The organism is Mesobacillus thioparans (genome assembly GCF_965138835.1).
GTDB lineage: Bacteria > Bacillota > Bacilli > Bacillales > Cytobacillaceae > Mesobacillus > Mesobacillus thioparans.
The window spans coordinates 1-25,412 of record NZ_CBCSFH010000011.1 but is presented as its reverse complement, the minus strand read 5'-3'; the positions used below and the strand labels follow the sequence as shown (position 1 = coordinate 25,412).

Below are 25,412 nucleotides of genomic sequence, written 5' to 3'. Positions count from 1 at the left end.
ATGTCAGAGGAAGTAGACGAAGATTAAGAAGTAGGTTATTCACATGCTTGGCCATCGTGATCCAAGTTAACCTGCTGCTTTTGCAGCAATTTGATACATAAAACGGCTTCCATCTTTTCAGTTATGCGGCTGAACCTGCCCCAAGCGTCAAAATCTTTGTACAAGTCTAAGTCATTGACGGAGGATGAAAGCAGTTTACATTCAATTGGCTCATTGTAATATTCATACGTAAAGGCTCCAGAAGTGCAGTTATCGGCACCATGGCCATTTTTGTCAATGAACCTTCTTTCTTTCACAGAAGTCTTTTTGCTGAACATCTCTTCAGTTGGCTCATTGTAAACTTTAACAGCCTCAATACATGTAAAAGGTACTTCGACACTATAATCCCGCACATAACCGCTGCATTGCTCTACATATTGGATATTTTTGTGGACAATACCGGAGACATAGAGTTTGACCACTCCATTATTCATTGATGAAATGATTGCCTTACACTGTGTAAGAGATACATTCTTTTTCATCTGCTTGATTTCACGTGCTGGCGTTGGAAGGTGAATATCACTTTCTACATCAACTTGCAGATCTACTACTGCAAGCGGAACATCAATATCTGCAACTCGGTAATTGAGATTCCTCCCATAAGGTGGAGAAGATACACTATCGCAATCAACACGAAGTGTTTTAGCTTCATCACATGAACGCTGTGGCGGGCAGCTATGGTAAGAGTTGCAACCTGTATTTCTTTTCATTTCTTTCACTCCTTTTTTTTTTATCAAAAGCTTCACGGAACGGTATGACTCTGCTCCTTTCTTTTGACTTACTATTGTATATGCCAGTACAACTACCAATGAATAGACGGATGATAGAGGGCAACCACATATTTTTACTCACAGGTTTTTAAAACGGCAAAGTAACAAGGACGCAAATAAACCCCACACAAAGTGGGGCATTCAGTCTATTATACTTTTCCAGGTCAGGAACATAAGAACTTATGAGGGTCCATTTTCTTTGCTTTAACTGGAGGAAAGCATGTAATGCCTACGAAATCTTTTAAATCGACCTCAAAGCAGGCTCCCGTCCGGATAAAGCCTTCAATGCCGTGATGCTTACCATCACATCTTTCGGGACAAAGCAGTTCCAGAATCGCACAACAGCTGGATCCTTTTACAAAATCAACAACACGGAAAAAGGCAGATTTAATATCATAAAAACAGTCATCGATTTTCACTACCCCAGTACCAATAAATGTCTCGCAGTCACCTTTACTGCAACCGCACAGCAATTTGAAAGGAATGGTATCATAGTTCGGATGCTTGCATTGATCGAGCAGCTCCTTGATTGACCGTTCGCAGCTGACATCACAGCCACCTTTCCTTTGTTTTACCTTATGCTGAGCTTTATTAATATCCTTTACCTTCTTGCAAACACAATTATGGGTATCCTTGTCATGGTAATGGTCTTTTTCACAGCCGCAATCATAGAAATCATGGTCCCAGTCCTTATCTTTTCCCCTGCATTTTTTACGGTCCTTATGGTCATCCCAGTCATCCGATTCGTTATGGTGATCATGGTNCCAGTCTTTGTGTTTATCTTTTTCCCTGCATTTTTTATGGTCCTTGTGGTCATCCCAGTCATACCAATCTTTATGCTGATCGTGATTACGGTGCTTATTTTTACCTTTGGAATGCCAGTGTTCATCTTTATCTGGCCGATTGTTATCCTTGTAATAATAATTCATGAATTTGCCTCTCCTTTCATTCGAATGGTGGTGTAATAACAGGATATGGGGAAAAGCAGTGTTTTGTATGGGGATGTGACCATACTTCCGGAAAACTTTAGAGAATTACGGGAATAATGATCATGAATATTTGCTATTTCCAAAATAACCATTCAATATATATAACAGTTAACGAAATATGGAGGGTAAAGAAATGCTGAAAAACCAGGTGGAGAAGTATATCGCATCAAAGAACGGGATTGTAGAATTACATATTGGCATTAAAGAATATGCCGAGCGAAATGGACTGCTTCAAGGAAAAGAGGCAAAAGTTTTGGAATCAGGCTCGCTGTTCGATAATGCCTATATTGAAAGGGGTGACAAAGAAACGGAGGAATTCCTAGGCGAGGAATCATCCGCTTTTCTTGAACAGTCGATCTCCTATTTTAAAGACAAAAAAAATGAATTTATATATATGGAATCCAATTGGTTTGAATTGATCGGTGTAGATGCCATAAGTTTTGAAAATGATGATGTTTTCGGGACCTTTGATGTTATGCTTGGCCTTAAACTTCAGAAAAAACATGGACCAGCCATTACGAAATATCTTGACGAAATGCTTCCTGAGACCGGATATGATTTAATGTTCGATGGAAACGAGGGACTTTGGAGCCTTAATTTCGCACTGAATGGGCTTGACAGATACAGGGAGGATTTATCAATAAGGGAAGCATACTCCTTGATTTACAGTTTTCTTTTCAAAATGGCTGAATCTATAGAAAAGCAACAATAAAAATCGCCTTACGGGGCGGTTTTTTAATGCTTTATCAAAGCATCATACTACTATAGTAATATACTAAAATTTTCCCGAATTGGTTGACACCAGCCAGTAATAAACATAAACTGATTATAAGTTATTAGTTAATAGTTAAAATTCAGAAAACGGAGTCTATAATGAGTAAAATTGCAATTGGAAAAACAGCGGTCCTGCTGGCATCTTTCACAGAAGAAGAGATGGTCTTTTTTCAGGATAGGTTGAAGGATGTAAGCTATTGTCTTGGCAAAGTAGGATCAATGAATTTGCAAAAGGTCATTTCCGCAGTGGAAACTGCTGCCAAGCGCCACGGACTCATACATCCTCATTTATACCGTGAAACACATGCTCTGTATCATGCAATAATGGAAGGGATGGAAGGTGTTACGCGCGGGCATCTATCCATTGGCGAAATGAGCCGGACAGTCGGTCTGAGATTTGCTGTCGTAAGGGGAACACCCTTTGAGGATCGTGCAGAAGGTGAATGGATTGCTGTCGCGTTCTATGGAACGATTGGCGCTCCGGTAAAAGGTTCTGAACACGAGACAGTCGGGTTGGGAATCAATCATATATGAAGTTGCATTGCCTATAGTCCACTAGTCATAAGGAGGCGATGATGGTTTAAGTATGCCATTATCGTCTCCTTTTTATTTTATTCGATCAGGGGGGTAGCGTGAATGGTTGTATTAACGGGTGAATCATTAACTTTGGAACAAATCAGGCAGGTTTGTTATCAGGATGAAATCGTTGGGATCAGTCAGGAAAGCATGGAAAAGGTGAAAAAAAGCAGGGAAGCAGTAGAAAAAATCGTTGCCGAAAAGCGCACGATTTATGGAATAAACACAGGTTTTGGCAAATTCAGTGATGTCATCATCGATGAACGGGATGTCAACTCCCTGCAATTGAATTTGATTCGTTCACATGCCTGCGGCGTAGGAGATCCTTTTCCGGAAGTGGTTTCACGAGCGATGATTTTGCTGCGGCTTAACGCTTTAATCAAAGGGTATTCCGGAATCAGGCCAGTGATTGTAGAACGATTAAAGGAATTGCTTAACCTGCAGATCCATCCAGTTGTGCCGCAGCAAGGTTCGCTTGGTGCTTCCGGAGATTTAGCTCCGCTTTCACATTTGGCACTGGTTCTGCTTGGAGAAGGGAAAGTTTTTTATCAGGGTAAGGTGTGCGTCACTTCAGAAGCTTATGAAAAAGAAGGACTGGAAGCAATTGAGTTAAAAGCTAAAGAAGGGCTGGCATTAATTAATGGTACCCAGGCAATGACGGCTATGGGGGTTGTCAACTGGCTGGAGGCAAATGATCTCGCTTATCAGTCAGAGTGGATTGCTTCCCTTACTATGGAAGGACTGGAGGGCGTCATTGATGCATTCCACCCCGCTGTTCATGCGGCACGAGGTTACCAGCAGCAAATGGACGTAGCAGAACGTATGAGAGACTTGCTGGCAGGGAGCAAGCTGACGACACGTCAGGGAGAAAAACGTGTGCAGGACGCTTACTCACTAAGATGCATACCACAGGTGCATGGTGCATCCTGGCAGGCACTTGATTATGTAAAAGAAAAGCTTGAAATCGAAATGAATGCTGCTACGGATAATCCGCTTATTTTTGACAGTGGTGAGACCGTGATATCAGGCGGCAACTTCCATGGCCAGCCGATTGCCATTGCGATGGACTTCATGAAAATTGCTGTGGCAGAATTTGCGAGTATTTCCGAAAGACGCATTGAGCGGCTCGTCAATCCTCAATTAAATGACCTTCCGCCATTCTTGAGTCCTCAGCCTGGACTTCAGTCTGGTGCGATGATTATGCAATACAGCGCGGCCTCTCTTGTTTCCGAAAATAAGACGCTCGCACACCCGGCAAGTGTAGATTCCATCCCGTCTTCAGCCAACCAGGAGGACCATGTGAGCATGGGAACCATTGCAGCCCGCCATGCATACAGCATCATTCAGAATGTCAGGCGTGTGCTGGCCATAGAATGTATTTGTGCACTCCAGGCAGTCCAATACCGGGGGATGGAAAAAATGGCGCCAAAAACAAGAGCCTTTTATGAGGATGCAAGAAAGATTGTTCCTTCGATCACAGAAGATCGCGTTTTCTCAGAGGATATTGAGAGACTTGCAGAGTGGCTAAAAAAAAATAACTGGCAGTGGACAGCTATAAAAAAGCAGGGGAGCTTAGTTTGATAATCTAATCTATTAAGAGGAGTGGAAATGATGACAATCGAAGCGAAGCGCAATATTAAAGCGAAAAAGGGTCTGGAACTTGAATGTAAAGGCTGGGAGCAGGAAGCGGCATTAAGAATGCTTTATAACAATCTTGACCCAGAGGTCGCAGAAAAACCACAGGACCTAGTCGTCTATGGAGGAATCGGCAAAGCGGCCCGTAACTGGGAAGCGTTTGATGCAATTGTAGAAACCTTAAGAAGGCTGGAAAATGATGAAACAATGCTTGTACAATCTGGTAAACCTGTCGCTGTTTTTAAAACACACAAAGCAGCTCCGCGTGTCTTGATTTCGAATTCAGTATTGGTCCCTAAATGGGCAAATTGGGATCATTTCCATGATCTTGATAAAAAAGGTTTGATGATGTATGGCCAGATGACTGCGGGAAGCTGGATTTATATTGGTTCACAGGGCATCCTGCAGGGCACATATGAAACATTCGCGGAGGTTGCGCGACAGCATTTTGGAGGTACGCTAAAAAATACGATTACATTGACCGCGGGTCTTGGGGGTATGGGCGGCGCCCAGCCGTTGGCGGTCACGATGAACGGAGGCGTTTGCCTCGCGGTGGAAATCGACCCTCAGCGTATCCAAAAACGTCTGGACACCCGTTATTGCGACAAAATGACCCATTCAATTGACGAGGCGATTCAATGGGCAAAGGAAGCGAAACATAAAGGTGAAGCACTTTCGATTGGTCTTGTAGGCAATGCAGCAGAAGTCCATCTTGAACTTTTGACGAGAAACTTTCAGGTTGATATCGTAACGGACCAGACCTCTGCACACGACCCATTGAATGGCTATATACCTGTCGGCTTGAATTTGGAGGAAGCAGCACAGCAGCGGGAAAATAATCCCGAGGAATATGTTAAGCAATCATCCTTCTCAATGGCTAAGCATGTTGGATCGATGCTTGAGTTCCAGCGCAGAGGTGCTGTTACTTTCGATTACGGAAACAATATTCGCCAGGTGGCGAAGGACCATGGCGAAGAGCATGCTTTTGACTTCCCGGGATTTGTCCCTGCCTATATCCGTCCGCTGTTCTGTGAAGGAAAAGGCCCTTTCCGCTGGGCAGCATTGTCAGGAGATTCTGCTGACATCCATCGTACAGATGAACTGATCAAAGAACTTTTCCCTGAAAATGAAGCCCTCCAGCGCTGGATTGACTTGGCTCAGGAAAAGGTTGAGTTTCAGGGACTTCCTTCACGGATTTGCTGGCTTGGCTATGGTGAGCGAGTGAAAATGGGGTTGGCAATCAATGAGCTGGTGCGCAATGGTGAATTGAAAGCCCCGATTGTCATCGGCCGTGATCATTTGGACAGCGGGTCCGTAGCTTCGCCAAACCGGGAAACCGAAGCGATGAAAGATGGCAGCGATGCAGTAGGCGATTGGGCGATCTTAAATGCGCTGATCAATGTCGCAGCAGGTGGCTCGTGGATTTCTGTCCACCATGGAGGCGGGGTCGGCATGGGCTATTCTCTTCATGCAGGTATGGTTGTAGTCGCTGATGGAACGGACCTGGCCGAAGAAAGATTGAGAAGGGTGCTGACCACTGACCCTGGTATGGGTGTCGCCCGCCACGCTGACGCAGGTTACGAAATAGCAATTGAAACAGCGAAAGAGAAAGGTGTAGATATCCCAATGCTTCCGTAAGCAGGGACTGAACGATGGATGGAATGATTGGATCATCTGTTTCAAATCAAAATCCATGCTTGGATCGATGTGCTTTGTAAACGAACGGATTATTACTGGCCAGATGGCACATAAAAGAACTCTTAATTCGTTCAATAGCCTTACAAGTTCTATATGGAAAGGATGAAAACGATTGACCTATGATTTTATTCTATATAATATTGGACAGCTCATTTTGCCGAAAAGCAAAGAACGGCCGCTAAAAGGGCAGGAAATGAAAGAGCTGAATATAAGTGAGAATGCGGCCATAGGGATCAGCGATGGAAAAGTGGCCTGGCTCGGTTCAAGCATTGACGCAGAATCATTAAAAGCTTCTGAACGAATCGATGCCCAAGGAAAAGTTGTTTCACCTGGTCTTGTTGACCCCCATACTCATTTGGTTTTTGGAGGTTCCCGTGAGCATGAGCTTTCGTTAAAGCAGGCCGGTGTACCTTATTTGGAAATATTGGCTCAGGGTGGAGGCATTTTGTCTACTGTGTCAGCCACTAAGAACGCATCCGAGGAGGAGTTGCTCCAAAAGGCTTCCTTCCACCTTGAAAGGATGATTTCTTATGGTGTGACAACTATGGAGGCCAAAAGCGGATATGGTCTGGATGCGGAGACAGAGCTAAAACAATTGAGGGTGGTCCAAAGGTTAAAAGAAAAATATCCGGTTTCGATCATTTCAACATTTCTCGGAGCACATGCTATTCCTCCCGAATTCAAAGGAAAAGAAGCTCAATTCCTGGAGCATATGTCTGATTTATTAGATGAAATCAAAGAGAGAGGGCTGGCAGAATTCGTCGATATTTTTTGTGAAACAGGTGTGTTTACGATTGAACAATCAAGGAAGTACTTACAGCTAGCAAAAGATAAGGGTTTTGGGTTGAAAATCCATGCTGATGAAATCGATCCGCTAGGCGGTACTGAGCTTGCTGTGTCTTTGGGTGCTGCAAGTGCGGACCATCTAGTTGCCGCTTCGGATGAAGGAATCAAACGGCTCGCTGAAGGCAGCACTGTAGCCGTTCTACTGCCAGGTACAACGTTTTATCTCGGTAAGGACCAGTATGCTCGTGCCAGGAAAATGATTGATGAGGGTGCGGCAGTCGCCCTGGCAACAGATTTCAATCCGGGCAGCTGTGTGACTGAAAACCTGCAAATGATCATGTCACTCGCTGCTTTAAAACTGAAAATGTCAGCAGAAGAAATATGGAATGGAGTTACCGTCAATGCCGCTCATGCAATCGGCAAGTCCCAAGAGGCAGGGACACTTGAAATTGGACGCCGTGCAGATTTCGTGATCTGGGATGTGCCTAACTATCAATACATCCCATACCACTATGGTGTGAACCATGCTCAAAGCGTTTTCCGTTCTGGCAAAAAACTTTGGGAAAGGATGGCTTATAGTGGAGTTCAGCTATCTTCAGCCTGGTAGGCCGGCAATATTCAAGGACAAATTTGTCACAAAGGTCAATGAGTGTCTGGCTTCCTATACAGACGGAGCTAGAGGGGAGGTCGGATTGATCGGTCTTCCGTTTTCTAAAACTTCTATTTCAATGTCACAGGCATCAGATGCGCCTAAATATATAAGGGCATGTCTAAGTACATTCTCTACGTTTTCAGGAGAAAGAGACAAAGATTATAAGAATTTTAAGGTCCTAGATTTTGGTGATGTGCAGGTGCATCCAACCGACATGGAGGAGTCAATCGAAAGACTGCGAATTAGTGTCGGGGAGATGCTTGCAAAGAAGGCCAGCGACAGGTATATCTTGCTAGGCGGGGACCATGGAGTCAGCTACCCTTCGATCCGCGCATTCGGTGAGCATTATGGGGAAATAGGCGTCATCCAATGGGATGCACACCATGATGTCAGGAATCTGGAAGATGGAGGACGGACGAACGGCACCCCATTCCGCAGTCTCATTGAAGGAGGTCACCTTAAAGGTGAAAACCTTGTCCAGATAGGAATCCGTGATTATGCCAATGCAAAAGTCTATCATGATTATACGAAGGAAAAAGGGATTACCGTTTTTACAATGGACGATGTTGAAAATACAGGAATAGTACCAATCATAAAAAAGGAACTGGACAGATTATCGAAATCAGTAGATTTCATCTACTTATCAGTGGATATGGATGTCGTCGACCAGGCCTTTGCACCAGGATGCCCGGCAATCGGGCCCGGAGGCATAACCAGCAGGGAACTGCTTACAGGCATTTCTGCTGCAGCATCTCATCCAAAAGTGAAAGCGATGGATATCGTAGAAATAGACCCTTCTAAAGATTTCCGTGATATCACAAGCCGACTGGCAGCTGCCGCAATGCTGCGTTTCATGTTTAATCATTGATTGCTATTAAAATAGACCTGCAGACAAGATATGAGACGTCTGCAGGTCTATTTTATAGGGGCATGCAAAATGGCTTGATATATTGTCTCATTTTCGTCGCTTGAACTATTTTGAATTTAAAGTTAGAGTTATTTTATACATAGTAAAAGAAGGTGTCGGCATTTGAGCAAAAGGTATTTTACGATCGGGATGGCGGGGCATATTGACCATGGAAAAACGTCGTTGACCAAGGCGTTGACGAATGTGGATACTGACCGCCTGAAAGAAGAAAAAGAACGGCAAATTTCGATTGAATTGGGCTTTGCGCCACTATATGAAGATGAAGAACTGCAGATTTCGGTGGTGGATGTCCCCGGACATGAGCGCTTCATCCGACAGATGATTGCTGGTGTTGCAGGTATTGACCTTGTCGTTCTCGTTGTCGCTGCTGATGAAGGCGTCATGCCACAAACTCGAGAACATCTGGACATTCTTGGTTTCCTTGGGATCTCTTCAGGAATAATTGCCATCACCAAGATTGACAGGGTGGAAGAGGAATTCATCGAGCTCGTGCAAGACGACATACTTGGTGAGCTTAAAGGCACAGTCTTTGAGAACGCACCTTTTATGATGGTTGACAGTCTATCGAAAAAAGGCATTCTTGAACTGAAAGAGCTGATCATCGCTACGCTGAAGGAACAGGAAATGCGTGATGCTAAAGGAGCTTTCCGTCTGCCGATCGACCAGGTATTTTCAGTGAAAGGACAGGGCACCGTTGTCCGGGGAACTGTTTATGAAGGTACAGTAGAAGAGGGTCAGCAGTTAAAAGTCCTGCCATCAGGGCACGAAGTAAGGGCACGCCAGCTTCAGGTCCATCATCAGCCTGCACAAAAAGCTTACGCGGGTCAGCGTGCTGCGATTAATCTTTCAGGTGTTTCCAGAGACGACCTTGAACGGGGCGAAGTTCTGGTATCATCCGAGCATTTTATCGTGACCAATACCATTGATGTCGCAATCAGGGTCGTTGAGGACCTTGACCATCTAGTAAAACAGAGGACGCCGATTAAGTGCCATATCGGTACTGCCGAAGTGATGGGACGGATTGTCTTTTTTGACCGAAACGAATTAAAAGAAGACAATGGAGAGATCCTTTGCCAGCTACGCCTTGAGGAGAAAATCGTCACAAAGCGTGGAGACCGTTTCATTGTCCGCAGGCCAAGTCCGCAGGAGACGATCGGAGGCGGCTGGGTAATTGACCCGCGTGGGAACAAGTATCGATTTGGACAGCAGACAATTGAGGAGTTGGAAAAAAAGAAAGCTGGAACGCCCATCGAAAGAATGATCGCTGCCTTATATGAGGCAAAAAGCCTTACAGTCGAAGAGCTGATTAAGCGGACGGCACTCGATGAAGTATCCATTTTAGCCCATCTTGAAGATGATCAATTTGTCAAAATTACTAATAAGGAATTTGCCCTGGCATCAGTTATTGACGTCATTGAAGAGGATATCAAGGATCGACTGGAAGAGTATCACGAAGATAATCCCATGCGACCTGGAATGAATAAGGCTGAATTGCTGCAAACGCTACAAAAATTCTTCTCTAAAAATTTGCTGGAATTCATAATTGAAAATGGAATCAGCAAGGGCTTATTCATGAGAAAAGAACAATATATCGCACTTGCAGCCTTTGCTCCGCATGTCCCGAAGAACTGGGAAAAACGGACAGAGAATCTCATCAACGAGCTTAAGAAAGATGGCTTAAAGGTTGCTTATTTGAATGACTATATTAAAAATGCGGGCATACCTGACTCCATTTCCTTCGAGTTAAAACGCTTCCTCGAAGACCAGGGAGTTATTGTGTTGCTTGATGACCAATATGCCTGGTATGGAGAACATTTTCAGGATGCAGTGAGGAAACTGAAAGAGCAGACGGGAGATGAATTTGAGGTCTCCCAGGCCAAGGAAGCAGTGGATTTATCACGTAAGTATATGATTCCATTCCTTGAACGTCTTGATTCACTTGGATACACGAGAAGGATTGAGAACAAAAGGGTTTGGAGAAAAAATTAAACGGAAAAACAGCAGAGCTCGTCGATATGGGTTCTGCTGTTTTTGTCTGATGTGATTGTGCCGTTTACATAATATAATTATTTATTACTCGGTAGATTTCACCTGTAGTGGAGGAGGAACCAGCCACCCTTTTGTTTTATTTAATTTTAGCATTTTAGCGCCAAATTGTGCCTTTGCCATATGGAATTGGCCGTACATCATTGCAATATCTTCCCTGATGGATTGCCCGATCATAGTACTTGCAGCAACAAGGCCCTCAGCAACATCCTTTGAGACTGCAGCCGAGATTTCAGGATCACTGAATCTTGCTCCAGGAGGAATATCTTCCAGATGGGCAACCGGGCGTTCAGGTGGTGATGGAGGGAGGCTGATGCCATTCGTTTTAAGCAGTTCTTCAACCTGCTTATTTTCTTCCTGCATCGCTTCGATTGCTTCCTGGACAAGCTTTTTAAGGTCCTCATCACCAATGTGATTGATGAAGGTCTGGTACCCAGCAATCAGACCATGATTGATTGATAAATGAGTCCAGGCCCCGTAAACCTCACCATAATGCATAGGTTCATCTTTTGGATTTCCGCTTAAAATTCCCATAACCGCACTCCTTATAGTGTTTATATTCATATTTTTTCTCCTTAGGAAAGGAATTAGTCAACATGCTTATTTTGCTTAAAAGAGAACGATTCATGCATTAACTTGAGATTAATCTTTAGGAAATATCAGATTGGGAAAGTGAGTGGAATTAAAACATAGATTTTGTCTAAGTGGCAACAGGTTCAGACAAAATACAGGAAACAGAACGAGGATTTGTCCGAAGTAGCATGGGGTTCAGACAAAATACTGGAGCCAGAAGTCAGATTTGTCCGAAGTGGCACCAGGTTCNGACAAATTGCAGGANTCAGANNCAGGATTTGTCCGAAGTGNNACNGTGTTCAGACAAAATACAGGAGCCAGAGCGGGAATTTGTCCGAAGTAGCNCCNNGTTCNGACAAATTGCAGGAGTCAGAGACAGGATTTGTCCGAAGTGGGACCGTGTTCAGACAAAAAACAGGTATCAGGGGCTGAAATTGTCCGAAGTAGCACCAGGTTCGGACAAATTACAGAGAGCAGATCAGGTTTTTATCCGAATTAGAATATAAAGATATTGAAGTTTTATAATTGATCGATCATAAGAAAATAGAAGCCTGGAAGTACCAAGCTCCTCACTTATTCTCCAAAGAATCCTTCATATATCTTTGAGACATCTTCCCTGAATTTCTCAACCTGGACGATTCTTGCCTCTCTTAAATATTCCCGTCCATCTGCATACAAGACGAGAACAGGTACTGTAAATGCCATAAGGAATCCTGCTATTTCTTCGACCTTTCCGGCATTGACAAGTCCAGCCTCAATTTTAGGGAAATCTTTTAAAACTTCCTCGACCTGAGGAAGCAATCCGTGACAGACACTTCAACCATCAGTCAAGACATAAACGAAACTTAATTCGTAATCATTGATTAAATTTTTCACTTCATCTATGGATGTTAATTCTTTCATTTAATTCAACTCAACTCCTTCCTTAATTGATACCCTATTAAAAACAGAATAGCCACATGAACTTTTATCATACTAGAAAAAGGGTAATGGGTATAATGATTAGGAAGGAGTGATCGTATGGGAAATTCATGGCATGAACGTTTTGGCGCAGAACAGTATGTATATGGAGAAGAACCAAATCAATTTATAAAAGACCAGTCACACCGATTGGAAAAAGAAAGTAAAATCGTGGCGTTTGCTGAAGGTGAAGGCCGAAATGCGGTTTATCTTGCGAGGCAGGGCCATCATGTTACGGCTTATGATTATGCGGAAAATGGCTTAAACAAAACAAATGCTCTAGCAGAGCGCAATAAGGTGAAAATCTCAACCGAAATAAAGGATTTAATACATGATCCGGTACCTGCAGAAGAATTCGACGCAGCCTTTATGGTATTTGGCCATTTTAGTAAAAATGATCAAAAAACCGTGATGGATAAGTTGATTTCAACTGTCATGCCTGGGGGGACCATCATGTTCGAGGTATATTCAGAAGACCAGGTGAAATACGGAACAGGCGGTCCCAAGACGGTTGAAATGCTTTACGACCCATCTGATGTTTTAGAATGGGTTAAAGACTACAAAGTCCTACATTTCTTTTATGGAGAACAGGAAAGAGTGGAAGGGGAATTGCACACAGGAACAGGCCATGTTATTCAGGTTATCCTCAAAAAATAATACAAAATGAGTAAAAGTGATTTTTCTTAAAGGGAGGTCACTTTTTTATTTTTTACAAGGATTTTCCAAGAATTTGTCGAATTTATAGTGTATAGAAATGGAAAGGAAAGAAGCATGAAATTTATCATTAAGAATGGCTTATTTTATGAAGCACTATCGAATTTGAGCAGGTGTGTTTTAGCGAATCCTCAACCGCAAATTTTATGCGGCATTAAAATAGTTGCCCATTCTGAAGGTTTGACTCTTATTGTCAGCAATCATAACTTTTTTCTGAAAAAAGAGCTGTTTAATTGTGACGCAAACCTGAATATCATAGAAAAGGGCAGCTTTGTAGCGCCTGCTAAGCATTTGGCAGAATTGATTAAAAAATTACCTGGTGAGATTACAGTGAAAACCGGAACAAATAACAAACTTTTTTTACAGGCAGATGAGATAAGCATTCAGTTAAATTGTTTCAATGTTGATGAATATCCATCATTGCCAAAAGTGAATAGTGATGAAACCGTGCAGCTGCCGGCAAACCACCTGCATGAGATGGTTAAACAGACTGCATTCGCAGCTTCAGTAAATGATGCTCGCCAGGTTCTTACAGGGATATTGATTTCCTTCATGAACAATAAAATAAGATGTGCCGCCACAAATTCTCATCGTTTGTCCATGTGTGAACTTGGCTTTGACACACCTTTTGCCGATTCTTACATAATTCCTCTGAATTCAATAAGGGAATTCATTAGATTTTTCAATGATCCTATTACCGTAACAATTCATGTATCTGATCATTACTTTGTCTTTGAGTCACAAGATTTATCCTTGTACTCAAGACTGATTGAGGGGACTTATCCTGACCTTTCAAGTATTATTCCATCCGAATCAAAAACATCAATGATCCTATCTACCAGGAAATTATTGAGTGCTATTGACCGTGCCAGCCTTTTTACTCGCGACTCAAGCAGAAATAACGTGAAATTGTATGTAACACAAGAAGGGAGACTTAGGGTTGCTTCCTATTCTTCAGATTTAGGTGAAACAGAGGAAACGATCCCAATCAGGGAACTGAAAGGAGATCCCGAGATATTGATTTCATTGAATAATAATTTTCTGATTGATGCTCTTAAATCGATTTCTGACGAAGAAATTGTGATGAGTTTCACGGGTCCTATGAGGCCGGTTGTAATTAAGCCAAACAGCCATAAACAACACTTGCAGTTGATCTCTCCAGTGAGGGGATAAGTCAGAGTTAAGGAGGAAAACGATGAAAGAAAATATATACAGCTATGATGATTTATTGGAGATGCTTGACCATTTTTTGAGTGAAGAAAGGAAATTTGATTGGGACGTTTTTTATTCAGACCGAGATAGAGGAGTCCCTTTTTTTAAAAACTACCCAGATGAGAATCTTGCAGAGTATGTGGAAACAAGGAAAATTACTCCTGGTAAAGTGTTGGAGTTGGGATGCGGTCCAGGAAGGAATGCCATATATTTAGCTGAAAAAGGTTTTTCTGTGGACGCAGTGGATCAATCTGAAGAAGGGTTGAACTGGGGAAAAGAAAGGGCACTTGAGCAAAATGTTACGGTGAACTTTATGCAGCAAAATATTTATGGTTTGGATATAGAACAGGGTTCCTACGACCTCGTTTACGACTCAGGGTGCTTTCATCATATCCCCCCGCATAGGAGAATGGATTATATTGACCTGGTAACTCGTGCTTTAAAGCCTGGAGGCCATTTTGCGCTTACATGCTTTGTTGAGGGAGGTAGCTTGGGTGGGTCAGACATATCTGATTGGGAAGTGTACAGAGGGAAAAGCATGAGGGGCGGACTGGGTTTTACAAATGAAAAATTAACTAACATCTTTCGTGATTTTGAAGTTGTGGAACTCAGGAAAATGAAAGACCAGTCACCTGAAGAAGGCCTGTTTGGTACAAGTGAATTGTTGGCAGGGTTATTTAAAAAATAGGCATGGAGTGAAACCATTGGAATATATTGCTGAGCTAAGAAAATTGGTCGGCCATCGGCCACTGATATTGCCCGGGGCCGTAGTCATGATTTTCAATGAGAAAGATGAATTGCTTCTGCAGCTTCGGAGTGATGGTGGCTGGGGACTGCCAGGTGGATTGATGGAGTTAGGGGAGAGTCTTGAGGAAACAGCAAGAAGAGAAGTAAAGGAAGAAACAGGGCTTATTATCGGCGAACTCAAGCTGGAAGGCGTATTCTCAGGCGCTGAATACTATTTAAAAGTGGCGAACGGGGACGAACTTTATTCTGTCACAACCGTTTATTCAACTAGGGAATATAATGGGGTTTTGGAAATAGATGAACATGAATCAGTCGATCTTATGTTCTTCCATTTGGACCATTTGCCGAAAGACTTGCAGTCAGGCTATTTGAAATATATTCAAGGTTATCTTGATAAAAGAAATGAACTTTAATGGACGGCAACCTTAGATAAGCAGAAAAAAACTAGAGGGATGAAGAGAGGTGTTTAAAAGGTGGCTAACGCTCAATGGGAAGATTTTTACTGTGATGAGGTGCTTTCTGGCAAAACGGAGGTAGAGACCATTATGGAGACAGAACATAGTCTCGCCTTTTACCATACTCGGCCTTATTATGAAATACATATCATTGTTATTCCAAAAAAACATATACAATCTATCCTGACTGTTACGGCAGAGGAAAAGCATCTGTTGGATGATGTACTCCAGGTTGTCAGGGAAGTAGCAGCAAGGCTTGAAAAAGAATATGGAGCCTGCACCATTTCTACAAATGTTGGAAACTATCAAAGCAATAAGCATATGCACTGGCACGTCCATTATGGTTCGAGGGTAAGAGACGAGAAGGGACGGATACTTAATGGCATCACCTCAGAATAATGGCTTTGAGTTGATTGAATGCATACAAATGAGTGAACTTGAAATGGAGCATGTCCATCCAATGGCTGGGTCTTTTGCGATTATTGAAATGGAGGGGGAATATCTTCTAGGATACAACAGCTTAAGACGGCAATGGGAATTGCCGGCCGGCAAAAGAGAAGAAAATGAAACACCATTGGAATGTGCGAAAAGAGAACTATTTGAAGAAACGGGACAGATTGTAGAAAGTTTGCAATTAATCGGGGTAGCCAGAGTGAAAAATCTCAAGACAAAAGCTGAAAAGTTAAATCCAATATACTTCTCTACAATATATTCACTCATGCCTTTTACACAAAACGAGGAAACAACTGAAGTAAAACTATGGGATTTAAAAGAAGAAATCAAAATTGATCAGTTGGATTTGGCTATCTTACAATCTATGATTCCAATACAATAGGAGAAAAAATGAAAACTAAATTAAATGTCACCCAGATCCTTTTCACAAGCTTTTTTGTTGCTACCATTCTGACGTTTGCCAGTGGGTTCGAATGGGGGAACAAAATTTTCTTTGGTATATTTGCCTTTATAATATATCTTGTAATATCTTTTATTTCACAAAAAATCTTTAAAGATTGATTGAAAAAAAGACTTAGTCATAGGTCCTTTTTTCTACATTAGCGTTTGAGTCTATCTTTTATTACTTATTTTTTTGGCACTTAAATATGATAGTCGTCGGAACGGCTTTGACTTTCTCCCAGTTATACCATCTGTTTGAATCTCTGGACAATAATTCTTCGGAAACTCTGATTTCTTCGATTATTTTTTCGATTTTAAAACCGGCTTTGACTAGTGAATTGACATAGGTGCTGGTCTTATGCTGCTGCATGATGGCGGGATGATTCCATGCCTCATGTTCATATGGACCTTCCTCATGATAAGACTTTGAGAATAAAAGTCCATGCTCTGTGTTTCGCACACGGCTAAACAGTGGATGCTCCCAGCTGAAAATAAACGATCCGCCCGGCTTCAAATAATGATTGATGTTAGTCAGCGTCTGTTCCAGATTGGTTGTCCAGCCTAAAGCAAAAATGGAGTATACAATATCAAAATGGCTTTCGGGAATTCCAGGGTTCACTTCCATCGGAGATTGAAACAATTTGGCAGTCATTCCTTCTAATAATTCTGTAGCCGCCTGAATTTGTGAGCTGGAAAGATCGAGGCCCCACAGCTCGTCGGCATTTTTTTCGTGCATATATTTCAAGGAATGTCCGCTTCCGCATCCGATATCCAATACTTTTTTATGGTTTAAATCCCCGAATAGGTTCAGTTCCTTTTCGTCAGGAGCAAAGGGACCATATTCCGGCAAAGCCGTTCTCCCAAAAAAGTTTTGGGCCACTTCATCCCAGCTCGTCTTATTGATTGTCAAAGTATCTGTATTCAAAATCAAAAACCTCCAATTCATGATATGACAGTATTCTTCAAAAATCTGTTAAATCCTTTTAAAAAATCATGAAAAGAGGGGGTAAACTAGAAAAAGAGTCTTCATAAATGGATGAAGGACTCTCAGTTCATTACCGTCTTCTGCGGCGTTTGAGGGATTTCACTTCTGACTCCATGGCAGCCAAACGCTGGCTTTTTTCTTCTAACTCGATCTTCGTTTGTTTCAATTCCTCTTTTATAGCATTCATACTTGAGGAAAGCTGATCAAACGCCTGGCTAGAAATTTCTGGTTTGTCACTTTTATTTTCTTGCTGCTTTAATGAATTTAAGAGAAGGGATAAAGTAGTAGGATTGACGATACTTTGTGCAGCTGTCAACAATGATTGAATACTATCTTGATTTATATGGTTTGTTTCAGCCGGTTTCAAATTTACCGTTTTCTCATTGTTCGTTTCTTGTGGCAGCTTTTTAAAAATGGCCGTGGTTAAATTAAGTACCTCATTCAATGAGGGATTTTTTTTCAATGAGTCAATGTCAATATCCAGATTTAAATCATTCTCTTTCATCCTCACCGATCCTTTCAATAAATTAGGTCTCCCCGGCCAATACCGGTATAGCCAGGGAGCCAGTCACAAGGTTCAGGTTCTACATCATTTGAAGAGATTAAGCAACGCCATTATCAACAGCAATAACTTCACCGATGCAATTGTAAAGGACGTCAGCAAGTGCATCCTGATTCAACAAGATTGCAACGACCAAAGCCAGCGCCAACAATAGTACTACGATAGCAGTGATTAACATCTCCCCACCCCCTTTCTTTTAAGAAGATAGGTAAGATCCGAACCTTACAACAACATCATATGTAAAAATATCGGACGAGCATCAGCTTGTATCATAGAAATCAAAATAAGGGCAGCCTATTTTTTGAAGGGACTTTATTTGAAAAATAGCAAGGTTTCCATTATGTTGATAGTAACTATTAAAGGAGGGATCGTTTTATTGTCTGAACCAATTGCCTTAACAAAAATAACGGTAATTCAAAAGGATACTTCCAATAAAATTAAAGTAGCATACATTGATGGTTTCCAAGAACCTTTGATATTCGGTGTCCATGGGGGAGTAAAACAATTCTATGGTGTCAATCCAGAAGTGGAATACCCTTCAACACTGGACCATATTGTTGCTGCTGCAGGCGGCTGACTGGTCGGCACCCTATCTGGCGCGCTGGAGGCGCGTAAAATACCGACTTCACCCGATAAAGTAAAGGCACAGGTACAAGGTACAATTGAAGCACCTGAAGGAGTACTGAAAATAACGAAAATCAGTTGCCACTATATGCTTAAGATTCCAGCTGGCAATAGGGAAGCAGCCGAAAGGGCGTTGAATGTTTTCGAAAGAGGATGTCCGGTTTCCCAAACATTAAAAGGCAGCATACAATTTGAACATACATGGGATATAGAAGAAGATTAATAAAGTGGGCCTTTATCTTAACAAGATAGGGCCCATTTCACTTTATAATGGAAAAAAGAGGAGAAAAAGTGTCACATTATTGGTTATTCTTCGACCTATCTTTTAGATAGGGGAAAATGAGGTGGGGAAAATTAGTGATAACTTAAAAGAACAAAAAGTAATGCAATGGTATGAATTGTATTATATGGATATTTACCGTTTCATCTATTATATGCTGGGTGATCGCCAATCCTGTGAGGACCTGGTTCATGATACATTTCTTCGTGCTTATACATCCTTCGAGAAATTTGAAAAGAGGGCGAGTGTGAAGACTTGGCTTTTCAGCATTTCAAAGCACCTTGTATTGGATGAAATACGCAGGCGGAAAAGAAGGAGGATTTTCACGTTATTTTATGAGGGGCAAGACATACCATCACCTCTAAACATCGAACAATATATAGAAAACCGGGATACGGTAGAAAGGAGCCTGAAAGCAATTCAACAGCTTAAGCCTGACTACCGGCTTGTGATCACGCTGAAAAAAATCGAGGAATGTTCCACTAAAGAAGTTGCCGAAATCCTGGGCTGGTCGGAATCAAAAATCAGGAAAACACTATCGAGAGGACTTGCGGCACTAAGAAAAAGGGATATAGGGGAAGGGGGCGGACATAATGAACAAATTTTCTGATGAACAATGGGAATCGCTGAAAAAGTTAATTCCTAGTGATTGCGAAAGGGACCGAATTAGGATGAATATAAGATCTTCCATTCGAAATAGTAAAGCTCAAAGTAAGAAGCAAAGAATCTTCGACCTTAAAAACGTTGTGTTAACGTCGCTATTCCTGCTTTTATCTGCTGGCTTGTTGTTTCAAGTACAAAATTATGATCAACGTGAAGACAAAGCAAGTCAATCACAGGCTGTCAAGGAGTTCAGTCTGAATTGGGATTTAGATACTGTACACACTGAAAAAAGTCGTGAGGGCTATGATTTTTACAAAAAAGGAGAATCTGAAAAGGTTGGTTTTGCCGAATTCGTGAATGATCGTAAGAAGAAAGAAATACTCAGTTCAAAAGCGATGAATTTTGAAAAAGAACTTCAGAATTTTCCCTATCCAACGAAATTATATATCGAACATGTAAAAATGATGGATGTCAGCCTCCGGTACCACTTCTTTGTGGAAGCAGCCAATAAAACATTGTATTTCAGCTTTGATTATCCAAAGCTTGAATATGCAGATATATTTCAGATTATTGGGTCACTTGATCTGAAAAATCCTGCCCCTAATCATCACGATGAACCGCTATATGTTACACATGGCTATGGATATCTTCCTTATCCAGTAGGCTTACGGCCAGCAGAAATCGATGGGGTCACTGAAAAATATATATGGGACCGAGGTACCGATCAAAACATGAAAGATTATCTTGATAAGATACAGGCAACAGGCGTCTGGAAGCATACTGGAGGTGAGGGACCATCCTATAATTTTGAATCTGCTGATGGGAAGGAAGTAGTTAAGATAACTAGAAAAGAGAAAGAACTTACCTACCAATACTCATATCCTGATCGGGATGAGTGAAAAGGAAATCAGTTTAAAAAAGGATTTTCCTCTTTTTACAACGAATAATTATATTTAAAAATTTTGTTTCAAGAAGGGGAATCCTTGTGATCGATTTGGTACGTGTGAAACAGGAGGATGAGGCGATCCTCCAGAATCTGATTCAATTCTATATCTACGAGTTTACAGTGTTCCAGGAAATCAAGCTTGAAGAGAACGGAAGTTTTGCACCGTTTGATTTGAAATCATATTGGACTGAACCGGATCTTCATGCTTTCTTCATCATTCATGAAGGTGAGTATGTTGGGTTTGCCATGGTTGAAAGCGGAGAGCCAAATGTCATCCTGGAGTTTTTTATCATGAGGAAATTTTACAGAAGAGGGTTTGGCAGAATTGCGGCATTAAAGCTGTTTGATCAATTCCCCGGCAGATGGAGTGTCCTTCAGGTGGAGAAGAACGAACCAGCGAGAAGTTTTTGGCGGAAGGTAATAGGAGAATATACCGGTGGAAATTATATTGAAACCTTCGATGATTACAATCGTTCAACCCAGGAATTTAATACAGCATTAGCTTTAAAAAAATGATTGCAAACGAGCATAGTTGTTGTTTATAATGGTAAAAATATCTAATCGATGAGAAAGAGAGTAGTTATTCTTTTTTGCATTAGCGAGCCAGGGACGGTGAAAGCCTGGTGCAACAGGGTAATGAAGCGCACTTTTGAGATGCCTCCCTGAAAACCAGTAGGGTGGGCCGGAACGAACTCCGTTATCAATGAAAGCAGGTTCCTTTTTAGGAACAATTAGAGTGGTACCGCGGGATCAAACTCTCGTCTCTTTTTTAGAGGCGGGAGTTTTTTTATTTTTTAGAGGGAGGTCTACAATGAAATACGCTAAAAAATATTCTGAATTACTCGCTCAAGAATTCAATGGAATCCTTTCTTTGGAGGATATTGAACGGTTGATCGAAAAACCGAAATTCCTGCAACAAGGAGATTTGGCCTTTCCATGCTTCCAGATGGCAAAAATCTTGAGAAAGTCTCCTGTGGAGATTGCCAAAGACATCAGCCTTAAATTGCAGTCAAGAAATGAATCTGACTTAGAACGGTTTGAGGCAGTTGGCGGATATGTGAATGCTTTTTTGAATAAATCAAAAGCAGCTGCTGAGATCCTCCATGAAATTACAGAAAAGAAAAACCAATACGGATACCGTAATCTTGGACGTCAACAGATCGTGACTATTGATCTTTCCTCTCCTAATATTGCCAAACCCTTTTCCATGGGGCATTTGCGTTCAACCGTTATAGGAAATTCCCTTTCGTTAATATATGAAAAGTGTGGCTTCAAGACGATTAAAATAAACCATCTGGGAGACTGGGGGACACAATTTGGCAAACTGATTACTGCCTATAAGCTTTGGGGCAGTGAACAGAAAGTGAAAGAGAGTCCGATAAAGGAGCTTCTTGCCCTTTATGTTAATTTTCACGAAGCCGCAGAAACCAACCCTGCACTCGAACAAGAAGGCCGAAATTGGTTCAGACGCCTTGAAAATGCAGATGCAGAGGCCATTGAATTGTGGAAATGGTTCAAGGAAGAATCATTGAAGGAGTTCAAAAAGATATATGATCTGCTGGGGATTGAGTTTGATTCATATGCTGGAGAAGCTTTCTATAATGATAAAATGGAGCCCATCGTAGAAATGTTAAGGGAAAAAGAACTGCTTGTGGAATCGGACGGGGCTATGGTCGTTCAATTGGAAGATGCTGCCCTGCCTCCATGCCTAATTAAGAAATCAGATGGCGCTACATTATATGCAACGCGGGATTTGGCTGCGGCCAAGTATCGAAATGATCAGCATTCATTTGTCACTTCTTTATACGTTGTGGGAAATGAGCAAAGTCTTCATTTTAAACAGCTAAAAGCCGTACTTGCAAAAATGGGCTTTGAGTGGGCGGATGGGATTATCCATGTCCCTTTTGGAATGATGCTGAAAGACGGCAAAAAAATGTCGACGCGCAAAGGGAAAGTTGTTTTACTGGAGGATGTCCTTAAGAATTCGATTGAACTCGCAAAAAAGAATATCGAGGAAAAAAATCCGCTACTCGCAGATAAGAAGGAAACAGCTGATATGGTGGGTACGGGAGCAATCATTTTTCATGACCTAAAGAACTTTAGAATGAATGATATTGATTTTTCCCTGGAGGAAATGTTGAAGGTAGAAGGAGAAACAGGCCCATATGTACAATATACAAATGCCCGGGCCAAAACCATATTAAGAAAGGCAGCAACTTCAATAACCCATGAGGAAATTAAGTTTGAAGGATCTGCTGAATGGCCAGTGATCACAGAACTTATGGCTTTCCCTGAAACGGTAATGAGAGCTTACGATAAAAATGATCCATCCCAAATCGCAAAATATGTGCTGGATCTCGCACAGGCATTCAATAAGTATTATGGAGAAGTCCGGATTCTGAAAGAAAATGATGAAAAAGATGCCCGCCTGTCTTTGGTGAATGCAGTCAGCATTGTTCTGGAAGAAGGCCTTAGGCTTTTAGGAATCCAGGCACCGAAAGAAATGTAAAAAGAGCTCCTGGTTCTGCCGGGAGCTTAACTTTGACTTTAGGCAACACTTGTTGCTTTATATAATGAATGGTGATTAATTGTGTTCTTTGTAATTTGTGAATATTTCACCGGCAGCATCGCTGTATTGTATTTCTACATCTGTCTCATTAAAGAACCAGGTGTCATTGGACTCTACATAAAACGTAATTCCATTAATTTCGTGCTGTTCGGCGGCAATGGCTGGAGCTTCTAGCGAAAATGCCAGGCTGTAGCCTTTGTTTTTGTCGCCAAACCCGGCATATTGAGGATAAAGGCGGATGTGAAACGGTTTTTGTGTATTGAATTCTCTTTCAAACCATTTAAATGCTTCTTGATCAATCTTGATTGTCATCTTTGCACCATCCTTTCGTTAACTTTATTGTAAAACTTCCATGACGGTGTTTTCCGTGCTTTATGTCACAGAAAATGGGATGTCATAAAAGTGTCAATATTGTTCAAAGAAGACGTTTGCTGCTGTGTTGCTCCTTGACCCTCTTGATATTGGGACTTTGGATAAGAACAGAACCCTAAATAACGATAGCTCCCTATCAGGAGCTATCGTCTTTATAATGCTGAATTTTTGCGCATTGCCTCGGGGAGATAGACACAGAATGGCTCGCTGCCCATGTAATCACCCGTGACCGCATAGGTTCTTGAACGGGAACCCCCGCAGACATAGCGGAATTCGCAAACACCGCATTTGCCTTTGTATTGATCAGGATTACGCAGGTCCTTAAAGATTGGAGAGTTGCGGTAAATGGCAGCCAAAGGCTTATCACGCACATTTCCGCCGACCAAAGGAAGCAATCCGGATGGCATCACATCTCCTGTGTGAGAAATAAAAACAAATCCGTTTCCATCGTTTACCCCTTTTGGCGCACGTTTCAGGCCATCGATGACTGAAGCCATATCTTTCGTTAATGTGTCTTCATACCGTATTTCACCTTTGTTAACCCTATGTTCCCTGGCTTTTTGTTGGAAAACTACACGGCGATAATGCTGGGCTGCCGTCGTTTTTATATCATATGGTGCAGTTTTGCTTAATTCATACAGCCAGCGGAATACTTTTTCATGTTCTGCTGGAGTAAGACAAGCATCCAACTGGCCACGGCCGGTAGGAACCAAAAGGAAGATATACCACATAACGACTTTTAATTCTTTCATCAATTCAGCCATTTGTTCAAGGTACTCATAATTATACCGTGAAATGACGGTGTTAAGCTGCAACGGCATTTTTAATTCATTTAGGTATTTAACTTTTTCGATTGTCAGATTGAATGACCCGGGAGTACCGCGAAAATGATCATGTACTTCAGGAGTGGGTCCATCCAGGCTGAAAGCCCATCTGGATAATCCAACTGCCTTAGCTCTTAGCATTTTTTCCTTAGTAACATTATCTGTAGCGCTAGGTGTCATAGATACGCGCATGCCTTTCTTCACCGCATATTCAGCGAGAACGAAAAGATCCTCACGCATCATGCAGTCTCCTCCTGTAAATACAAGCATGGGATTGCCCATCTCATATATTTGATCGATGAGCCTCAACCCTTCCTCCGGATTCAATTCCATGGGATCAGGCCTGTTTTGTGCATCAGCCCGGCAGTGGATACATTTTAATTGGCAAGCCCTTGTCACTTCCCAAATAACAATATAAGGATTCACGTTAAAATCAATTGCATCCGGATGGCTGCCAGTGGAATGAGCATGTCCTATTCCATGCAATTTCATCACCAACTTTTCATCTTTTATTCATTCATTATAGATTAGGAAGGAGGGAATGCATGTAAGGAATGTTACATACTAATGACAAAAGGCTTTATGAAAATGAAGATTCAAAAATCAGTAAGAACTGAAAAAACTGGAAATTTGAAACTTAATTCCCTGAATGACCGTCTAATTATTTGGAAGTAAAATAAGTTATTCATGAAATGGGGGAGTTTGTTAGTGAAAAAAATTCTTCTGGGAATTTCAGTGGTATTATTGTTTGTACTCATAATCGGCTGGAATTCTTATAAAAGCTATAAGCCAACTCCCCCTGAACTTGAAATGGTCGTAGATAAACAGGCGGTGGAAATTAAAGCTTCAACCTATTCTTTTAAAAAATGGGGGAGGGCAGCAACAGCAGATTCCAATATCGATCCTGCTGTATTTGTTCGAGAAACTCCTCCAATCAAAGTCGGAAGCAATGACAGCATTAATATGCAGTTCGAGCATTCACCTGTTTCGGTGACATGCTATTTATGGGATATGAATACAGGAGGACTCGCTTATAAAAGCCTGGATGGTTTACCATTGAATCTGGCCCAATCAAAAATTTCGTCGGGAGATTATGCAATGGAAATCCGGGCAAAATGGGAAGTTGGCTACGCATTATACAATACCAGGATCCAGGTGGATAAAGAGTAGCCAAAGCCAGCAACCGAAATGGCTATTTT

At 41.8% G+C, this 25,412-nt stretch carries 28 protein-coding genes, 1 pseudogene and 1 other annotated feature; of the genes and pseudogenes, 20 read left to right on the top strand and 9 right to left on the bottom strand.

Going from position 1 to position 25,412, the window contains the following annotated elements:
• Nucleotides 1–35: 35 nt before the first annotated feature.
• Nucleotides 36–749, bottom strand: coding sequence for a CsxC family protein (locus ACNAZ4_RS16905; protein WP_415816225.1), 714 nt, complete (start codon nt 747–749; stop codon nt 36–38).
• Between the two features lie 224 nt (nt 750–973).
• A pseudogene (locus ACNAZ4_RS16900) lies at nt 974–1,572 on the bottom strand (CotY/CotZ family spore coat protein); the annotation flags it as partial.
• A gap of 359 nt (nt 1,573–1,931) precedes the next feature.
• Here ACNAZ4_RS16900 and ACNAZ4_RS16895 point away from each other — a divergent pair.
• The 7 genes from ACNAZ4_RS16895 to selB all read left to right on the top strand — a co-directional run bounded on the left by ACNAZ4_RS16895 (nt 1,932) and on the right by selB (nt 10,836).
• Complete coding sequence (locus ACNAZ4_RS16895; RefSeq protein WP_415816223.1) at nt 1,932–2,510, top strand: branched-chain amino acid aminotransferase; 579 nt, start codon at nt 1,932–1,934, stop codon at nt 2,508–2,510.
• 161 nt (nt 2,511–2,671) lie between these two features.
• Nucleotides 2,672–3,106: a hut operon transcriptional regulator HutP gene (gene hutP, locus ACNAZ4_RS16890; RefSeq protein WP_214708852.1), complete on the top strand. Its 435-nt coding sequence runs from the start codon at nt 2,672–2,674 to the stop codon at nt 3,104–3,106.
• Nucleotides 3,107–3,208: 102 nt separating this feature from the next.
• Nucleotides 3,209–4,729, top strand: a complete 1,521-nt coding sequence (gene hutH, locus ACNAZ4_RS16885) for a histidine ammonia-lyase (RefSeq protein WP_415816221.1) — start codon at nt 3,209–3,211, stop codon at nt 4,727–4,729.
• A gap of 30 nt (nt 4,730–4,759) precedes the next feature.
• Nucleotides 4,760–6,421: a urocanate hydratase gene (gene hutU / locus ACNAZ4_RS16880; RefSeq protein ID WP_415816484.1), complete on the top strand. Its 1,662-nt coding sequence runs from the start codon at nt 4,760–4,762 to the stop codon at nt 6,419–6,421.
• Nucleotides 6,422–6,593: 172 nt separating this feature from the next.
• The gene (hutI, locus tag ACNAZ4_RS16875; protein ID WP_415816219.1) at nt 6,594–7,874 is read left to right on the top strand and encodes an imidazolonepropionase; all 1,281 of its coding nucleotides are present in this window, start codon (nt 6,594–6,596) and stop codon (nt 7,872–7,874) included.
• Complete coding sequence (hutG, locus tag ACNAZ4_RS16870) at nt 7,846–8,787, top strand: formimidoylglutamase (protein WP_415816217.1); 942 nt, start codon at nt 7,846–7,848, stop codon at nt 8,785–8,787. Before hutI ends, hutG begins: the two co-directional genes overlap by 29 nt.
• Nucleotides 8,788–8,949: 162 nt before the next feature.
• On the top strand, nt 8,950–10,836 hold the full coding sequence (gene selB / locus ACNAZ4_RS16865; RefSeq protein ID WP_415816215.1) for a selenocysteine-specific translation elongation factor: 1,887 nt from the start codon (nt 8,950–8,952) through the stop codon (nt 10,834–10,836).
• A gap of 84 nt (nt 10,837–10,920) precedes the next feature.
• Here selB and ACNAZ4_RS16860 read toward each other — a convergent pair whose 3' ends face one another.
• Both ACNAZ4_RS16860 and ACNAZ4_RS16855 read right to left on the bottom strand, forming a co-directional pair.
• Complete coding sequence (locus ACNAZ4_RS16860; RefSeq protein ID WP_415816213.1) at nt 10,921–11,427, bottom strand: DUF3231 family protein; 507 nt, start codon at nt 11,425–11,427, stop codon at nt 10,921–10,923.
• 612 nt (nt 11,428–12,039) lie between these two features.
• On the bottom strand, nt 12,040–12,171 hold the full coding sequence (locus ACNAZ4_RS16855) for a hypothetical protein (protein WP_415816211.1): 132 nt from the start codon (nt 12,169–12,171) through the stop codon (nt 12,040–12,042).
• Between the two features lie 315 nt (nt 12,172–12,486).
• On the opposite strand from ACNAZ4_RS16855, the gene ACNAZ4_RS16850 reads away from it, so the two are divergent.
• The 6 genes from ACNAZ4_RS16850 (at nt 12,487) to ACNAZ4_RS16825 (ending at nt 16,389) form a co-directional block, all read left to right on the top strand.
• Nucleotides 12,487–13,083 carry a class I SAM-dependent methyltransferase gene (locus ACNAZ4_RS16850; RefSeq protein ID WP_415816209.1) on the top strand — a complete coding sequence of 199 codons (597 nt, stop codon included), beginning with the start codon at nt 12,487–12,489 and terminating at the stop codon, nt 13,081–13,083.
• Nucleotides 13,084–13,197: 114 nt separating this feature from the next.
• Nucleotides 13,198–14,313 (top strand): DNA polymerase III subunit beta, encoded by a 1,116-nt coding sequence (gene dnaN, locus ACNAZ4_RS16845; RefSeq protein ID WP_415816207.1) that lies wholly within the window; start codon nt 13,198–13,200, stop codon nt 14,311–14,313.
• Nucleotides 14,314–14,335: 22 nt separating this feature from the next.
• On the top strand, nt 14,336–15,040 hold the full coding sequence (locus tag ACNAZ4_RS16840; RefSeq protein WP_415816205.1) for a class I SAM-dependent methyltransferase: 705 nt from the start codon (nt 14,336–14,338) through the stop codon (nt 15,038–15,040).
• A gap of 16 nt (nt 15,041–15,056) precedes the next feature.
• Nucleotides 15,057–15,512, top strand: a complete 456-nt coding sequence (locus tag ACNAZ4_RS16835) for an NUDIX hydrolase (RefSeq protein ID WP_415816203.1) — start codon at nt 15,057–15,059, stop codon at nt 15,510–15,512.
• A 60-nt stretch (nt 15,513–15,572) separates the two neighbouring features.
• On the top strand, nt 15,573–15,953 hold the full coding sequence (locus tag ACNAZ4_RS16830; RefSeq protein WP_415816201.1) for an HIT family protein: 381 nt from the start codon (nt 15,573–15,575) through the stop codon (nt 15,951–15,953).
• Complete coding sequence (locus ACNAZ4_RS16825) at nt 15,934–16,389, top strand: NUDIX hydrolase (protein WP_415816199.1); 456 nt, start codon at nt 15,934–15,936, stop codon at nt 16,387–16,389. Before ACNAZ4_RS16830 ends, ACNAZ4_RS16825 begins: the two co-directional genes overlap by 20 nt.
• 240 nt (nt 16,390–16,629) lie before the next feature.
• Here the strand turns inward: ACNAZ4_RS16825 and ACNAZ4_RS16820 are convergent, their stop codons facing one another.
• The 3 genes from ACNAZ4_RS16820 to ACNAZ4_RS16810 all read right to left on the bottom strand — a co-directional run bounded on the left by ACNAZ4_RS16820 (nt 16,630) and on the right by ACNAZ4_RS16810 (nt 18,173).
• Nucleotides 16,630–17,376, bottom strand: a complete 747-nt coding sequence (locus tag ACNAZ4_RS16820) for a class I SAM-dependent methyltransferase (RefSeq protein WP_415816482.1) — start codon at nt 17,374–17,376, stop codon at nt 16,630–16,632.
• 127 nt (nt 17,377–17,503) lie between these two features.
• A complete protein-coding gene (locus tag ACNAZ4_RS16815; RefSeq protein WP_415816197.1) occupies nt 17,504–17,938 on the bottom strand; it encodes a hypothetical protein in 435 nt (144 codons plus the stop codon).
• 97 nt (nt 17,939–18,035) lie between these two features.
• Complete coding sequence (locus ACNAZ4_RS16810; protein ID WP_415816195.1) at nt 18,036–18,173, bottom strand: hypothetical protein; 138 nt, start codon at nt 18,171–18,173, stop codon at nt 18,036–18,038.
• A gap of 198 nt (nt 18,174–18,371) precedes the next feature.
• On the opposite strand from ACNAZ4_RS16810, the gene ACNAZ4_RS16805 reads away from it, so the two are divergent.
• The 6 genes from ACNAZ4_RS16805 (at nt 18,372) to argS (ending at nt 22,957) form a co-directional block, all read left to right on the top strand.
• Entirely contained in the window at nt 18,372–18,572 is a 201-nt protein-coding gene (locus tag ACNAZ4_RS16805; RefSeq protein ID WP_415816193.1) for a hypothetical protein, read from the top strand.
• Nucleotides 18,573–18,842 (top strand): OsmC family protein, encoded by a 270-nt coding sequence (locus ACNAZ4_RS16800; RefSeq protein WP_415816480.1) that lies wholly within the window; start codon nt 18,573–18,575, stop codon nt 18,840–18,842.
• Between the two features lie 121 nt (nt 18,843–18,963).
• Nucleotides 18,964–19,509, top strand: coding sequence for an RNA polymerase sigma factor (locus ACNAZ4_RS16795; protein WP_415816191.1), 546 nt, complete (start codon nt 18,964–18,966; stop codon nt 19,507–19,509).
• Entirely contained in the window at nt 19,493–20,401 is a 909-nt protein-coding gene (locus tag ACNAZ4_RS16790; RefSeq protein ID WP_415816189.1) for a hypothetical protein, read from the top strand. Before ACNAZ4_RS16795 ends, ACNAZ4_RS16790 begins: the two co-directional genes overlap by 17 nt.
• Nucleotides 20,402–20,487: 86 nt before the next feature.
• Nucleotides 20,488–20,964 carry a GNAT family N-acetyltransferase gene (locus ACNAZ4_RS16785; RefSeq protein WP_415816187.1) on the top strand — a complete coding sequence of 159 codons (477 nt, stop codon included), beginning with the start codon at nt 20,488–20,490 and terminating at the stop codon, nt 20,962–20,964.
• Between the two features lie 39 nt (nt 20,965–21,003).
• Nucleotides 21,004–21,217 (top strand) — a binding site (T-box leader).
• 42 nt (nt 21,218–21,259) lie between these two features.
• On the top strand, nt 21,260–22,957 hold the full coding sequence (gene argS / locus ACNAZ4_RS16780; protein ID WP_415816185.1) for an arginine--tRNA ligase: 1,698 nt from the start codon (nt 21,260–21,262) through the stop codon (nt 22,955–22,957).
• A 75-nt stretch (nt 22,958–23,032) separates the two neighbouring features.
• Here the strand turns inward: argS and ACNAZ4_RS16775 are convergent, their stop codons facing one another.
• Both ACNAZ4_RS16775 and ACNAZ4_RS16770 read right to left on the bottom strand, forming a co-directional pair.
• Entirely contained in the window at nt 23,033–23,329 is a 297-nt protein-coding gene (locus tag ACNAZ4_RS16775) for a HesB/YadR/YfhF family protein (RefSeq protein WP_415816183.1), read from the bottom strand.
• 212 nt (nt 23,330–23,541) lie between these two features.
• Nucleotides 23,542–24,705 (bottom strand): TIGR04053 family radical SAM/SPASM domain-containing protein, encoded by a 1,164-nt coding sequence (locus ACNAZ4_RS16770; RefSeq protein WP_415816478.1) that lies wholly within the window; start codon nt 24,703–24,705, stop codon nt 23,542–23,544.
• A gap of 216 nt (nt 24,706–24,921) precedes the next feature.
• Here ACNAZ4_RS16770 and ACNAZ4_RS16765 point away from each other — a divergent pair, with 216 nt between their 5' ends.
• Nucleotides 24,922–25,383, top strand: a complete 462-nt coding sequence (locus tag ACNAZ4_RS16765; protein WP_415816181.1) for a hypothetical protein — start codon at nt 24,922–24,924, stop codon at nt 25,381–25,383.
• Nucleotides 25,384–25,412 lie beyond the last annotated feature (29 nt).